Here is a 14,377-nt window from a genome sequence, read left to right as displayed (position 1 = left end):
GATCGCCGGGCACGGCTACGCTGTGGAGGATGGGTACGGCAGAGCGCGCGCACGGCTTCCACGGCCCCAGCGATCTGCACCTGCACTCGGTCCGCTCCGACGGGACGGAGCCTCCTGCCGGAGTCGTGCAAGCCGCCCACCGTGCGGGTGTGCGAACGATGGCGCTCACCGACCACGACACGACGGCCGGCTGGGCCGAAGCGGCCGAGGCGACGGCGTCGCTCGACATGACCTTCCTCCCGGGTATGGAACTCAGCGCCCGCCACGAGTGGCGAACCGTGCACCTGCTCGCGTACCTCTTCGATCCCGACCATCCGCGGTTGCGCGCAGAGATGGAGCGCATCCGCGAGGACCGCATCGGCCGGGCCGAACGGATCGTCCGCAGCATCGCCCGTTCGCACGACCTGACGTGGGACGACGTGCTCGCGCAGACCGGTGCCGGCGCCACGGTGGGACGGCCCCACATCGCCGACGCTCTCGTCGCGCGCGGCCTCGCCGTCGATCGCGCGGCGGCGTTCGCCGGCATCCTGCACCCCAGTCAGGGGCATTTCACGCCGCACTACGCTCCCGACCCGGTCACCGCAGTGGAGCTCGTCGTCGCCGCCGGGGGAGTGCCGATCCTCGCGCATCCGTCGCCGAGCGGACGCGAGCGGATGATGCCGCCCGCGGTGCTCCGCGAGCTCGTGGCCCACGGCCTCGCGGGCTTCGAGGTCGGGCACCGCGAGAACACAGCGGACGGCAAGCGCGTCCTGCGTGCTCTCGCCGCAGAGCTCGACCTCATCGTGACGGGATCGAGCGACTACCACGGTCTCGGCAAGCCGAATCAGCCCGGTGAGAACACGACCGACGATGACATGGTCGCGCGCATCATCGCCCGGGCAAGCGGAACGGCGCCCGTCTACGCGTAGTCGGGCGCCGTTGCGCGTGAGATGGCCGTATCAGCCCGCGGCGGGAGCGGTCGAGCCTGCCGCGCCGGATCCCGATCCGCCACGACGACGGCGACGCCGGCGGGGGGAGGTCTTGCCATCGCGGTGCTCGGATCCGCCACCATCGTGCGTGCCCGTCCCGGCATCCGTCGACGCGGCCGCCGAGCCCTCAGCGGCCGCCGCACCGTCGCCCGAGCCGCGCGAGCGGCGGCGACGGGGACGCTTCGCATCGCCCTCGGACGATTCCGTCGAGACCGTCTTGACGCTCTGCGTCGTGGGCAGCTTGCGGAGGCGTCCCTTGGTTCCCGCGGGGATGTTCAGGTCCTCGAAGAGGTGCGGGCTCGACGAGTAGGTCTCGACGGGCTCGGGCTGACCGAATTCGAGCGCTCGGTTGATGAGGGCCCACTTGTGCAGGTCTTCCCAATCGACGAAGGTGACCGCGATGCCGGTGCGGCCGGCGCGACCGGTGCGGCCCGCGCGGTGCAGATATGTCTTCTCGTCGTCGGGGATGGTGTGGTTGATGACGTGGGTGACGTCGTCGACGTCGATGCCGCGCGCGGCGACGTCGGTCGCGATCAGGACGTCCTTCTTGCCGGCCTTGAACCCGGCCATCGAGCGCTCCCGCGCTTCCTGGCTCATGTCGCCGTGGACCGCGCCGGCGTTGAAGCCGCGGTCGTTCAGCTCGTCGACGAGCTTCTGGGCCGCGCGCTTGGTGCGCGTGAAGATGACGGTCTTGCCGCGGCCTTCGGCCTGGAGGATGCGGGCTATGACCTCGTCCTTGTCGAGCGAGTGCGCGCGGTAGACGAGGTGCTTGATGTTCGCCTGGGTCAGGCCCTCGTCGGGGTCGGTCGCGCGGATGTGGATCGGGTTCGACATGAACCGGCGCGCCAGCGCGACGATCGGTCCCGGCATCGTCGCCGAGTAGAGCATCGTGTGACGGACGGGAGCGACCTTCTGGAAGATCTTCTCGATGTCGGGGAGGAAGCCGAGGTCGAGCATCTTGTCGGCCTCGTCCAGCACGACCTCCGTCGCGTTGGACAGGTCGAGCAGACGCTGGCCCGCGAGGTCGATCAGGCGGCCCGGGGTGCCGACGACGATCTGCGCTCCGGCCTTCAGCTGGTCGATCTGGCCCTCGTAGGCCTTTCCGCCGTAGATGGCCACGACACTCGTGGACCGGTTGCGGGTGAGCATGTCCATGTCCTCGAACACCTGGACGGCGAGCTCGCGGGTGGGGACGACGATGAGGGCCTTCACGCCGGGCGCGGGGTCGAGTCCCAGGCGCTGCACGACGGGGATGCCGAAACCGAAGGTCTTGCCGGTGCCGGTCTTGGCCTGGCCGATGATGTCCTGGCCGGGCAGGCCCAGCGGGATCGTCTGCTCCTGGATGGGGAAGGCGTCGACGATGCCCTTGTCGGCGAGTGCGTCGACGATGTCCTGGTCGACGCCGAGGTCAGCGAATGTGGTCATGGGTGACGTGCCTGTCTGGCGGTGAGAAGCCGCCGGTGATGTGGGTCCACGCCCTTCACTCAGCCACAGGCGCGGGGCCCCGGTCCGATGCCGGGGCGCATCCAGCCTACCGCGACCCTAGGCTGGACCCGTGGTGAGCTGGTTCTTCAAGCGCAAGCGTCCTGTCGGTCGCACCCTGCGGCTGCGATCCCGAGGCGACTACGGGGATGTCCGTCGCGTCGATTTCGAGGAGCTCGCTCCCGATGTCGACACCTTCCTCGGTCAGGCCGCGTATCTGCAGCTCGGCTACTTCGAGACGCTGAGCGACCTGATCGCCTCGACCCCCGAGCTGTCGCAGAAAGAGTCGCTGTCGTTGGCGGCGGGCACAGCCCTGCTCAAGCACCGCGAGCTTGTCGGCGTGATCCGCGATCGCGGCGCCGATCCGCTCGAGCTGATGCTGCCCTTCCGTGAGCCGCTCGATGCCTTCCGCCGCGCGACGCACGGCGCACGGCCACTCGAGACGATGCTCTCGGTGCACCTGACGGCCGGCATGCTCGACGACTTCTACCTCGCCCTGTCGGCGAGCTACGGCGACACCGGACGGCAGGTCGCCGTCATCCTGCGGGCGCACGACGACCGCAGTGCTCTGGTGCGCATCATCACCGATGCGATCGCCGCGGACGAGCAATGGCGGGGACTGCTGTCGCTCTGGGGCCGCCGCCTCGTCGGGGACACGCTGCTGATCGCCCGGGCGGCGCTGCGGTCGACATCGCTGCAGCCCGCGGACGAGAAGAGGGTCGAGCCCACCTACGCCGACGTGATGGCCGCGCATTCGCGCCGCATGGCCGCGATGGGCCTCGAGGCCTGACGCCTCGGGCAATCAGCCGATCCGGAGGCGACGACGCTCAGCGGCATCCGTCCGGGCCCGCGAGCGCGTCAGCAGCAGGAGGACAGCGGGCACCAGCACAGCCGGAGTCACGATGGCGACGACCCAGATGACGGGGTTGTCGACCGCGAGACCGGCCCAGGTCATCACTGCCCACGCGACGCCGCCGATGACGGCGCCGAGAACAGGCGCGAGCGCGGCACCACGGGCCTCGCTCCCGCGAATCGCGAACTCGGCGGCGAGGCCGATCGCGGCGCCCATGATCAGCGCCAGGACGATCTGCACGGTCAGGCCACGAAGCCCACGCGGCGGGTCTGGTCGGTGCCGACCTCGACGAATGCGATGCCCGCGGTCGGCACGATGTAGGAGCTGCCCTTCGCGTCGCTGAGCTCGACGAAGGGAGCGCCGGAGGTGAGAGCCTCGGAAACGGTCGCCCGAACGGCGTCCGCCGACTCGTTGGATTCGAGGCTGAGCTCGCGGCCGGTGTTCGCGATGCCGATACGGATCTCCACGGATACATCCTCCTCCGCGCCCGTGCGTCGGGCGCTCTTCGACTCTACGACACCGGTCGGACCGGGATGCCGGCCGGGTCACGCCCTGGGCGAACGCCGACGGCGAACCGGTGTCGGCGGTGCCGGTTAGCGTGGAAGACATGGGTCAGGTCTCCGTCGGCGTCGTGCCCGACGCCGCGCAGTCGCGCGCGCTCGAGCTCCCGGCCGAGGCGAGCGCCGTCGTCGTCGGCGCGCCGGGCACAGGTAAGACGCGGACCATCGTCGAACGGGTGCGACGGCTGGTCATCGACGGACTCGACCCCGACGCGCTCGTCGTCCTGACGGCCACGCGCCAGGCGGCCACGGACCTGCGCGACGACCTCGGCGTCGCCGTCGGCGTGGCGACGGCCGGCCCCCTGGCCCGGTCGGTTCCGGCCTTCGCCTTCCAGATCGTGCGTGCCGAAGCGGTCAGACGCGGCGTCGAACCGCCGCGTCTGCTGACGGGCGGCGACGAGGACGCGATCATCCGCGACCTTCTCGACGGCGACGCGGAGGACGAGCGCGACGGGCGGTCGCGGTGGCCGGACGAGCTTCCCGCGCACGTGCGCGACTCGCGCGGCTTCCGCGCCGAACTGCGCGCTTTCATCGCGGAGTGCACGGCCTCGGGCATCGACCCGAGCACTCTCGCCGCCCGCGCCGTTCGCGAGGGGCGACCGGCCTGGCGGGCCGCGGCGTCCTTCATGTCCGAGTACTTCGCGGTCCGCGACGCCATGCGCGGCGCCCACCGCGACGCAGCCGGGCTCATCCGTGAGGCGGTCGAGATCGTCTCCCATCGGGGGATCCCGCAGCTGCGGGTCGTGCTCGTCGACGACGCGCAGGAGCTGACCGCCGGCGGCGTCGACCTCCTCCAGGCTTGTCGCGCTCGCGACATCGCCGTCGTCGCGTTCGGTGACCCCGATGTGGGCTCCGGTGCGTTCCGAGGCGCGACGCCCGAGAACTTCGCCCGTCTCGCCGCGGGCCGCGACGTCGTCGTGCTCGACACGGTCCACCGGGCCGAGGCCCGCCACGCCCCGCTCGTCTCCGCCATCACCGCCCGCATCGGCGCGGTCGGGCTGGTGGCGCATCGACGGGCTCCAGAACCGGATGCTCCCATGGTCGGTGTCCGGGCGCTGGCGCTGCGATCGCGCTCGGAGGAATTCGACGCCGTGGCGCGGCTGCTTCGCGAGCGGCACGTGCACCACGGAGTGCCGTGGGAGGAGTGCGCGGTCATCGCCCACGACAGTCGTCAGGTCACCGCGCTCGAGGCCGAACTGGCTGCGCGCGACGTCCCGACGGCGACCTCCGGCACCGGTACCTCGCTCGGGGAATCGCCCGTCGTCCGCGACCTGCTGCGGCTCGTCGATCTGGCGGCACGTCCGGGTGAGACCTGGGAGCGCGACGAGGTCATCGCCGCACTCTCCGGCGCCGGGCTCGACGCCGTCGACCAGCGCCGGCTCCGGTCTGCGCTCCGTCAGGCGTTCCCGCCGCGCGAGGGCGAGCCGGTGTCGGCGTGGGAGCTGCTGCGCTCAGCGATGCTCCACCCCGCCGAGCTCGCACTGCTCGATCTGCGTGAGGCGCGTCGGGCGGCGCGTGTTGCGGACACTCTGAGGACCGTCGCCGACCTCATCGCCGACGGTGCGACGGCACACGAGCTGCTCTGGGCGTCGTGGGAGGGGTCAGGCCGGGAACGAGCCCTGCGCGAAGCCGCTCGCGGCCACGGGCCGCTGGCCGCGCAGGCGGATCGAGATCTCGACGCGGTCGTCGCCCTGTTCCAAGCCGCCAAACGCCACGGCGAGCGCGAGGACGGCACGACCCCCGTCGTCTTCCTGCGGGGCATCCTCGACGCAGACGTCGGCGACGACCGGTTCGTTCCGCCGCCGGTGAGCGGAGCGGTGCGGGTGCTGACACCGGCCGCGGCTCTGGGCACCGAGTTCGACACCGTCGTGGTGGCCGGGGTTCAGGAGGGCATCTGGCCGAACCTTCGCGTGCGCGGCGGCCTGCTCGACACCTGGCGACTGCCCTTCGACGACCCCGCGGTCGCGGACGCGCTCGATCGCCGTCGCGGTGTCCTGCACGACGAGCTGCGGCTTTTCGCGCGTGCGGTCTCGCGAGCACGCGAGCTCGTCGTGGTCACGGCCGTCGATGACGACGACACGGGACCGAGTCCGTTCTTCGAGTTGCTGCCCGAGGCGGAAGGGGCCCCGCCGGAGGCGGCGCACCCGCTGACCCTGCGCGGTCTCGTCGCACGGCACCGACGTGCCCTCACGGATCCGCGCACCGCGGAGAACGACCGCCGACGCGCGGCCGGGCAGCTCGCGCTCCTGGCCGATGCGGGTGTCGCGGGCGCCGATCCCGACGAGTGGTTCGGCATCCGTCCGCCGACCACGACGGCGCCGCTGCGCGACCGCGAGGTCGAGGCGATCCGCGTCTCGCCCTCACGCCTCGAGACCCTCGAGGAGTGTCAGCTGAACTGGGTGATCGCCGACCTCGGCGGTGACGCGTCGAGCGCCACAGCCGGTATCGGCACGATCGTGCACAGCGCCCTCGAGATCGCGTCTCCCGACGAGGAGTCGCTCTGGCGGGCCGTGTCGGCGCGGTGGAGCGAGCTGGAGTTCGAGTCCGCCTGGCGCGAGCGCGCGGAACGGATGCGCGCCCGTGATCTCGTGCGACGGCTCGCCCGCTATCTCCGGGATTTCGAACGCGACGGCGGCCGTCTGCTGGGGGCCGAGCCGCGTTTCGAGGTGGAGCTCGCCCATGACGACGCCGACGGGCGCATCGTCCTCAGCGGCGTGGTCGATCGCGTGGAGCTGCGTGCCGACGGCAGCGTCGTCATCGTCGATCTCAAGACCGGGAAGCGCGAGCCGCAGACCGACCGTGCCGTGACCCATCACGCGCAGCTCGCGGCGTACCAGCTCGCACACGAGCACGGTGCGATCCCCGCGGCCGCGGGCCTGCCGCCCGGGGGTGCGATGCTGCTCGTGCTGCGACCGACGGCCGCGACGAAGGACTACGCCGCGCCTCGCCAGCCGCCCTTCGGCGACGACGAGCGCGTCGCCTTTCTCGGCCGCGTGCGCGGCGCCGCACGCGTCATGGCCGGGAGCAGCTTCGAGGCTCCGTTCGAGGAGCATTGCCGGGACGATCATTCGTTCGGGCTCTGCCGCATCCACACGATCGCGGCGGTGAGTGCGACATGATCGTCTCGCCTGCAGCCCTGGCGTCCGCCCTCGGTCAGTTCCCACCGACCCCGGAGCAGAGCGCGGTGATCGCCGCGCCGCTCGCGCCGGCGCTCGTCGTCGCCGGCGCCGGCAGCGGCAAGACCGAGACGATGGCGGGCCGCGTCGTGTGGCTCGTCGCGAACGGACACGTCCCGCGCTCCGGCATCCTCGGCCTCACCTTCACCCGTAAGGCGGCAGGCGAGCTGAGCGAACGCATCCGGCGGCGACTCGATCGCCTCGCGGAGTTCGAGGACGCGGGCCTGCTGCCGCATCTCGACGCACTGCACCGACGAGGAGCACTGGACGTCTTCGGCGAACTCGAGCGAGCGGGCGACCCGGGCGGCGCGCGACGTCACGCCGCGCAGCGCCGCCTCGTCGACGACACCGGTGCGCGCACGCTCGGACCCGCGACGGACTCGCTGCTCGAGCGCCCGACGGTGTCGACCTACAACAGCTTCGCCGACGGCATCGTGCGCGAGAACGCGGTGCGCATCGGGCGCGACCCCGAGGCGGCTGTGCTCAGTGAATCCGCCGCGTGGCTGCTGATGCGGCGCGTCGTGCTCGAGTCGGATGACGAGCGTCTCGAGACGCGGGAGAACGCGCTTCGCAGCATCATCGACGGGGCTCTCCGCATCGCGCGCGACGGCGTCGACAACCTCGTCGACTTCGACGAGCTCGCGCGTTTCGGGGCGGCGTTCCAGGATGTCCTGGAACGCCCGTCGACCCGCAGCGGCACGACCGTCTACGCCGATGTCGCGCGGGCGGCGGAGCAGGTGTCGGGCCTGCCGCTGCTCGCCGACCTCGCGGTGGAGTACCAGCGTCGCAAGCTCCGCTCGGGTGTCATCGACTTCTCCGACCAGGTGGCCGGGGCGCTGACGATCGTCCGCGCCCACGCCACGGTCTCCGCAGACCTCCGCGCGCGGTATCCCGTCGTCCTCCTCGACGAGTATCAGGACACTTCCGTCGTCCAGACCGAGCTGTTGAGCGCCGTGTTCGCCGGTACGTCGGTGATGGCGGTCGGCGACCCGCACCAGTCGATCTACGGCTGGCGTGGCGCGAGCGCCGGGAACCTGGGCGACTTCGCGGCCGCCTTCGCGCCCGACGGCGGCTCGGGCAGGTACTCGCTCGCGACGAGCTGGCGGAACAGCGAGCGCATCCTGGATGCCGCCAACGCCGTGCTCGCCCCCCTCGCCCAGCGATCGCCGGTGCCGGTCGACCGGCTGCGGCCGCGGCCGAATGCTCCCGCAGGCGGGGTCGACATCGTCTTCGAGACCGATCTCGACGCCGAGACCGAGCGCGTCGCGGCATGGTTCGAGGAAGTGAGAGCGGACCGGCAGCGGCGCGGTCTTCCCACGAGCGCGGCGATCCTGCTGCGCAGCAAGAAGCACATGGTGCGCTTCGCCGACGCCCTCGCGCGGCGCGGCATCCCGCACCGCATCCTGGGACTGGGCGGGCTGCTGAGCACCCCCGAGGTCGTCGACGTCGTCTCGGCCCTGCGTGTCATCAGCGATCCGACGGCAGGGTCGGCATTGCTCCGACTGCTCGGCGGGCCGCGCTGGTCGATCGGTCTTCGCGACCTGCGTTCGCTCGCTGAGCTCGGGCGCCGACTCGCGCGTTCCGACGTCGGGTTGCAGCCGCTGGCTACTGAGCACACGACGGAAGAGAACGCGTCGCTGATCGACGCGCTCGACTTCTTCGTGCGCGTCGGCCCCGATCACGGTTGGCTGGCTGACTTCAGCGCACCCGGCCGTGAGCGTCTCCGCGAGGCGGCGGCCACGTTCGCCGGGCTGCGGCGCGCGTCGTCGATGCCCATCCCGGAACTCGTGCGACTGATCGAGGCGGAACTGCGCCTCGACGTCGAACTCGCCGCTAACGAGAGCCGGGGCCCCGCTCGGGTCGCCTCCGATCAGCTGCGTGCCTTCGTCGACGAGCTGCAGGGTTTCCTCGCGACCGATGAGTCGGGATCGCTGCCGAGCCTGCTCGCCTGGCTCGACCACGCCGAGCGGCAGGACGAGTTCGCCCCCCGCACAGAGCCCCCTGAGGATGACGTCGTGCAGATCCTCACGATCCACGGATCGAAGGGTTTGGAGTGGGATGCTGTCGCCGTCGGCCGGGTCGTCGCCGACGAACTCCCCGCTCGGCCGCGCGACAAGCAAGGGTGGCTCGGATTCGGGGTCTTGCCGTACGCCTTCCGGGGTGATGCGCGCTGGCTGCCCGACCTCGGGTGGGAGGCGCACGTGGCGCCGAGCCAGCAGGACCTCAAGGCGGCGCTCGCGAGATTCGCCGAAGACAACGCCGATCGTCAGCGCGAAGAGGAGCGTCGTCTGGCATATGTCGCCGTGACCCGCGCTCGCGACGCGCTTCTGCTCAGTGGGTCACCGTGGTCGGGCACTCGCAACCCCCGCGGTCCGAGCCCGTTCCTGCGCGAGATCGCGACCGCGCTCGAACACGACCTCGCCGATGCCGAACCGGGGGAGAACCCCTACCTCGATCGTCGTCAGACGATGCAGTGGCCGCTGGATCCCCTGGGCGCGCGGCGCGCGCGGGTCGAAGCGGCTGCGCAGCGTGTGCGCGACGCCTGCGACGCGGGCGGGCGGGATCAGCCCGAGCGCGACCTCGCCCTCTTGCTGGCGGAACGTGAGGAGAGGGCCGGAGGCGTCCGACGGGTCGCCCCCACCCGCATCCCCGCGTCGCGCTTCAAAGACTTCGCCGCCGATTACGACTCCGCCGTGGAGGCGACTCTGCGGCCGATGCCGGAGCGTCCATACCGTGAGACGCGGCTGGGTACCCGCTTCCACGCTTGGGTCGAGCAGCGGTCCGGTCTCACCGCACGGGGGCCGCAACCCGATGCGCCGCTGTGGGAGGTCGATGACCCCGCCGATGACTCGGGCGGTGGCGCGGACGACGATCTGAGCCGTCTGCAGGAGAACTTCCTGCGCTCCGAATGGGCCGAGCTGCAGCCGATCGAGGTCGAGACCGAGATCGACTTCGCCGACGACCGGATGCTGGGTGACGGCCGCCCGCACGTCATCATCTGCAAGCTCGACGCGGTCTACCGCCGTGGCGACCGAGATGGGCGCATCGAGATCGTCGACTGGAAGACGGGGCGACCGCCGCGAACACCGGCGGAGCGGTCCGAGCGGATGCTTCAGCTCGAGCTCTATCGCCGGGCGTACTCGATCCGCCACGGCATCCCCGAATCCGAGATCGATGTCGCGCTGTTCTACGTGGCCGACGACCTCGTCCTGCGGGGCTGAGCGCGACTCGTCAGTCGGCGGTGGACCAGCGCCGCAACGCGTTGCGCGCGGCTTCCGCGTGGTCGGGATCGTCGCCGTCCTCCTGCTGTCCTCTCGCAGAGGTCGGCGTGACGGCCGGTGCGGCGCCGGTGTCCCCGCGCCGGTCGCTCGAGGCGCCGTCGGGCGTCCAGTCGGACAGGTCGATCGGAACCGTTTCGATGTCGGCCTGCTCAGCGGTGTCCTGGTCGGCAAGGTACGCCGCCAGAAGTGCCGGGTCGTAGGTGTCGGTCTGCATGGAGGTGTCGCCGGCAGCCACCGCAGCCGGCGTGCGGCCGAGCAGCTCGAGCGCGTCGTCGACGGTGCTGTAGTCCTCCGGCAGGAGAGGCTCGTCGCGCACGCCCTCGTCGAGCGCGTTCAGCAGCGCGACGGCATCCTCCACGACCCGGGCGGCACCGGTCTCGTGGCCGTGTGCGAGCCACCGCGCGAACTCGAGCTCCGCGTACAGACGCGAGCGCGCGGCGAGAGCGGCGTCGGGCGTGTGGTGCGCGGCTTCGGCGTAGGCGGCGAGCACGTCGTCGCGGGCATCCGGAGCCGAAGCGAGCCAGCGGAGGTCCTCGGCAGGGTCGCCGACGCCGAGACCGTGCCAGGCGAGAAGACCCGTGACAGTGGGGCCGGCGGCGGTGTCACTCAGGACGAAGCGGCCCGGGTCGACCCCGCCCAGCGTGACCGTCGCCTCGAAGCGCCAGAGACGGTCCTCGCCGAGTGCCGTGCTCCAGCGTCGGAGGAGACCGAAAGGCAGCGAGCCGGTGGCCTCGGCGCGGTCGAGCAGACGTTCGGCGTCTTGGCGCACGTCGGCGCTCGTGCGGATACGCAGGCCGGCGTCGCGCGCGACCGCGTGGGGGAGGGCGTGGACGCGCGCTATGGCCGAGCCGAGCGACCAGGCCGCGCCGCGGCCCGGCGGAATGTGGCCCGCTTCGACACGGTAGCCGGGGACGTAATCCTGCACGACCGCGGTGAACCCGCCCATCCGGGCTGTGCCGAGAACCGCGGGGGCTTCGAAGGGAAGCAGGCCGCGCACACCCGGCGTCAGGGCGCGCAGCGCGCGGGTGTCGGCGACGAGTTCGAGGTCGGCGTCGACGTCGACCGGCACGCGCACGACGACTCTCCGGCCGTCCTCGAGGGTCACCAGGGCGCTGTCGTATCGGCCCTCGGCGCGCTCGGTGAGCTCCGCGGCATTCACGACGGCAGCCCCGGGGAGAGCCGAACTGACGGACGCGGCTAGAGTGAAGGGAGAGCGAGCCATGCCATCAGGGTAGGTCGGGCGGCCGCGCAGGCCGACGCGCCACGCCCGCGAGAGAGGTCCCCGAGATGCGAATGCAGCCGCCGGCGCTGGCCCGGTCCGTCTTCGAACCGTCACCGGAAGAACGCTCCGATGAGGCGCTCATCGATCGTCTTCGTGCCGACCCGGCGACCCGCGTCGTGCAGATACACGGTGACCGTGCCCGTGTTCGGGGGAACCGACTCGTCTGGGACGAGCCCGCGGCCGTCGAAGAGGCCGGGGACGCCATCGAATGGGGCTTCCTCGGACGTGCCGTCGACGGTTCGGCGCGGCTCGTCGCGGCTGTCGCGTCGCCGGTCGACGGCGATGACGCGGGCGCGTGGGCGTCGCTGCGGATGTCGGGGGGCGACCTGGTCGACGAGGACGCGGGTGCGTTCGTGACTGCTGTGGCCCTCGGACGCTGGTTCTCGGATTTCCGGTTCTGCCCGCGCTGCGGTTCCCCCGCACGGCTGCGGTCGGCGGGGTGGTCCCGCGCGTGCAGCGGGTGCGGTCGTGAACAGTTCCCACGGACGGATCCCGCGGTGATCGTCGCGGTTCGCGACGTTCGCGACGAGCGACTGCTGCTCGGGCAGAACGCGGCCTGGGCCGTGGACAACCGGTTCTCCACCTTCGCAGGGTTCGTTGAAGCGGGTGAGTCACTCGAGACCGCCATCCGCCGCGAGGTGGCCGAAGAAGCGGGCGTGGTCGTCGACGATCTCGTCTATCGAGGCTCGCAGGCGTGGCCTTATCCGCGCTCGCTGATGCTCGGGTTCCACGCCGTAGCAGCAGATGCGCCGGCGGCCCGGCCGGACGGCGAGGAGATCGTCGCCGTGCGATGGTTCGACCGCGAGGAGATCCGCAGTTCGCTCGCCGGCGCCGGGCCGGTGAATCTTCCCGGCACCGCCTCGATCGCCCGTCGGCTCATCGCGGACTGGTGCGGGGACCCGGCGTGAGCGACTCGCTCGCCGGCCTCGACGAACAGCAGCGCGAGGCCGCCTCGGCGTTGCGCGGCCCCGTCTGCGTCCTCGCGGGCGCCGGGTCGGGCAAGACCCGGGTCATCACGCACCGGATAGCCCATGGCGTCGAGACCGGGGCGTACTCGCCGAGCCGGGTGATGGCGGTGACGTTCACCGCCAAGGCCGCGGGCGAGATGCGGGGCCGCCTCCGGGCGCTCGGCGTCGGAGGCGTGGCCGCCCGAACCTTCCACGCCGCCGCCCTCGCGCAGCTGAACTACTTCTGGCCGCAGCTCGCCGGTGACGCGGCCCCCACGATCCTCGGCAGCAAGGTACGGCTGCTCGCTCAGGCTGCCGACACCATCGGCGTCGATCCGGACCCGGCGGTGCTTCGCGATGTCGCGACACGCATCGAGTGGCGGAAGATCACGATGCGCTCTATCGAACGCTATGCGCTCGATCGTCCCGAGCCGGTGGGGTCTCTCTCGCTGGACGCCGTCGTCGCGCTGCAGCGCGCTTACGAGCAGCTCAAGGACGAGCGCCGGCAGCTCGACTTCGAAGACGTCCTCCTCGCCTGCGCGGGAATGCTCGAAGCCGAGCCGCGTGTCGCCGCTGAGGTTCGCGAACAGTACCGGCATTTCACGGTCGATGAGTTCCAGGACGTCTCACCCGTCCAGCACCGGCTGCTCGAGCTCTGGCTCGGTGAGCGCCGCGATCTCTGTGTCGTGGGCGACGCGAGCCAGACGATCTACTCCTTCGCCGGCGCCGACCCGTCGTATCTGCTGGACTTCGGGGTGCGCCATCCCGATGCGCGCGTGCTGCGACTCGAGCGGAACTATCGATCAGAGGCCGGCGTCGTCGCCGTGGCGAACTCGCTCATGCGGGGTCGTCCCGGCGCGCTCGAGCTCACCGCGAATCGGGCGACACCCGACCATCCCCGCCCGACGATCCGTGCGTTCGCCGACGACAGCGCGGAAGCCGACGGCGTGGCGGAAGCAGTCGCCGACCAGATCGCTCGGGGCATCGATCCGCGCGACGTCGCCGTCCTGTACCGCGTCAACGCGCAATCCGCACCACTCCTGGCGGCCCTGGCTAGGCGTGGCATCGCCGCGGCGGTGCTCGGAGGGAAGCGCTTCTTCGACATCCCCGAGGTGCGTCAGGCCGTCATGGCGCTGCGGGGTGCGTCGGTCGCCCCGTCGTCGGGCGACCTCGTCGCCGACGTCCGCTCGATCCTGCGTTCGCTCGGGCTGACAGACGAGCCGCCGCCGGCGGGCGGGCCGCTCCGTGATGCCTGGGAGGCGCGCGCGGCGCTGCTCCGTCTCGCCGAAGAAGCGCCGGCGGGCACCACGATGCGGGCCTTCACCGACGAGCTCCAGGTGCGTGCGAAGGACCAGCACGAGATCCCGACCCGCACGGTGACGCTGTCGACGCTGCACGCCGCAAAGGGGCTGGAGTGGGACCACGTTCACCTCGTCGGCCTCGCGGAGGGACTGCTGCCCATCGCTTACGCCACGACCTTCGAGCAGATCGACGAGGAACGGCGCCTGACCTACGTGGGGGTCACGCGGGCAGCGCGCACGCTGACGATGTCGTGGGCCCGGGCGTCGGGACGGTATGAACGCCAGGTGTCGCGCTTCGTCCGGGAGATCGGCACCAGCACGCTGGATGAGGTTCGTGGTCGCTCCACGCCGCCTCGGCGGTCGACGCCAGGACGGTCAGCGAGCGGGTCCGCTCCGTCACCGGCGCGCTGATCAGACGCATCGCCGTGGCGCATGCCGCGGCGATGGCGGCGGGCTCGGTCGGAGAACAGGGCCGGGCGAGCAGTTGCGCGGCAAGCACCGGCCACGCGGCATCCTGAGCGCGACGG

General features: G+C 71.6%; 10 protein-coding genes. 6 read left to right on the top strand and 4 right to left on the bottom strand.

What is annotated here, in order from left to right; genetic code table 11:
- Positions 1-29: 29 nt before the first annotated feature.
- Complete coding sequence (locus DO944_RS04300) at positions 30-908, top strand: PHP domain-containing protein (protein WP_112614912.1); 879 nt, start codon at positions 30-32, stop codon at positions 906-908.
- A gap of 30 nt (positions 909-938) precedes the next feature.
- Here DO944_RS04300 and DO944_RS04295 read toward each other — a convergent pair whose 3' ends face one another.
- A complete protein-coding gene (locus tag DO944_RS04295; RefSeq protein ID WP_112614910.1) occupies positions 939-2,393 on the bottom strand; it encodes a DEAD/DEAH box helicase in 1,455 nt (484 codons plus the stop codon).
- Positions 2,394-2,523: 130 nt separating this feature from the next.
- Here DO944_RS04295 and DO944_RS04290 point away from each other — a divergent pair, with 130 nt between their 5' ends.
- A complete protein-coding gene (locus DO944_RS04290; RefSeq protein ID WP_023950553.1) occupies positions 2,524-3,240 on the top strand; it encodes a ferritin-like fold-containing protein in 717 nt (238 codons plus the stop codon).
- Positions 3,241-3,252: 12 nt separating this feature from the next.
- Here DO944_RS04290 and DO944_RS04285 read toward each other — a convergent pair whose 3' ends face one another.
- On the bottom strand, positions 3,253-3,543 hold the full coding sequence (locus DO944_RS04285; RefSeq protein WP_112614908.1) for a hypothetical protein: 291 nt from the start codon (positions 3,541-3,543) through the stop codon (positions 3,253-3,255).
- 2 nt (positions 3,544-3,545) lie between these two features.
- Entirely contained in the window at positions 3,546-3,770 is a 225-nt protein-coding gene (locus DO944_RS04280; RefSeq protein WP_064956528.1) for a DUF3107 domain-containing protein, read from the bottom strand.
- 140 nt (positions 3,771-3,910) lie between these two features.
- On the opposite strand from DO944_RS04280, the gene DO944_RS04275 reads away from it, so the two are divergent.
- A complete protein-coding gene (locus DO944_RS04275; protein WP_112614906.1) occupies positions 3,911-6,982 on the top strand; it encodes an ATP-dependent DNA helicase in 3,072 nt (1,023 codons plus the stop codon).
- Positions 6,979-10,260: an ATP-dependent DNA helicase gene (locus tag DO944_RS04270; RefSeq protein WP_112614904.1), complete on the top strand. Its 3,282-nt coding sequence runs from the start codon at positions 6,979-6,981 to the stop codon at positions 10,258-10,260. The genes DO944_RS04275 and DO944_RS04270 overlap by 4 nt, the downstream gene beginning before the upstream one ends.
- 10 nt (positions 10,261-10,270) lie before the next feature.
- Here the strand turns inward: DO944_RS04270 and DO944_RS04265 are convergent, their stop codons facing one another.
- Positions 10,271-11,542, bottom strand: coding sequence for an aminoglycoside phosphotransferase (locus DO944_RS04265; RefSeq protein WP_112614902.1), 1,272 nt, complete (start codon positions 11,540-11,542; stop codon positions 10,271-10,273).
- Positions 11,543-11,607: 65 nt separating this feature from the next.
- Between DO944_RS04265 and nudC the strand changes: the two genes are divergently transcribed.
- Entirely contained in the window at positions 11,608-12,510 is a 903-nt protein-coding gene (nudC, locus tag DO944_RS04260; protein WP_146752004.1) for an NAD(+) diphosphatase, read from the top strand.
- The gene (locus DO944_RS04255) at positions 12,507-14,261 is read left to right on the top strand and encodes an ATP-dependent helicase (RefSeq protein WP_240309856.1); all 1,755 of its coding nucleotides are present in this window, start codon (positions 12,507-12,509) and stop codon (positions 14,259-14,261) included. Before nudC ends, DO944_RS04255 begins: the two co-directional genes overlap by 4 nt.
- Positions 14,262-14,377: the final 116 nt, after the last annotated feature.

This window comes from Microbacterium sp. SMR1, from assembly GCF_003289625.1.
Lineage (GTDB): Bacteria > Actinomycetota > Actinomycetes > Actinomycetales > Microbacteriaceae > Microbacterium > Microbacterium plantarum.
This window is presented reverse-complemented; position numbering and strand designations above follow the sequence as displayed.

What these genes read in the sequence shown, in the direction of transcription:
- DO944_RS04265 (WP_112614902.1), bottom strand. Translation starts at nt 11,542, where the DNA reads ATGGCTCGCTCTCCCTTCACTCTAGCCGCGTCCGTCAGTTCGGCTCTC.
- DO944_RS04275 (WP_112614906.1), top strand. Translation starts at nt 3,911, where the DNA reads ATGGGTCAGGTCTCCGTCGGCGTCGTGCCCGACGCCGCGCAGTCGCGC.
- DO944_RS04295 (WP_112614910.1), bottom strand. Translation starts at nt 2,393, where the DNA reads ATGACCACATTCGCTGACCTCGGCGTCGACCAGGACATCGTCGACGCA.
- DO944_RS04300 (WP_112614912.1), top strand. Translation starts at nt 30, where the DNA reads ATGGGTACGGCAGAGCGCGCGCACGGCTTCCACGGCCCCAGCGATCTG.
- DO944_RS04270 (WP_112614904.1), top strand. Translation starts at nt 6,979, where the DNA reads ATGATCGTCTCGCCTGCAGCCCTGGCGTCCGCCCTCGGTCAGTTCCCA.
- nudC (WP_146752004.1), top strand. Translation starts at nt 11,608, where the DNA reads ATGCGAATGCAGCCGCCGGCGCTGGCCCGGTCCGTCTTCGAACCGTCA.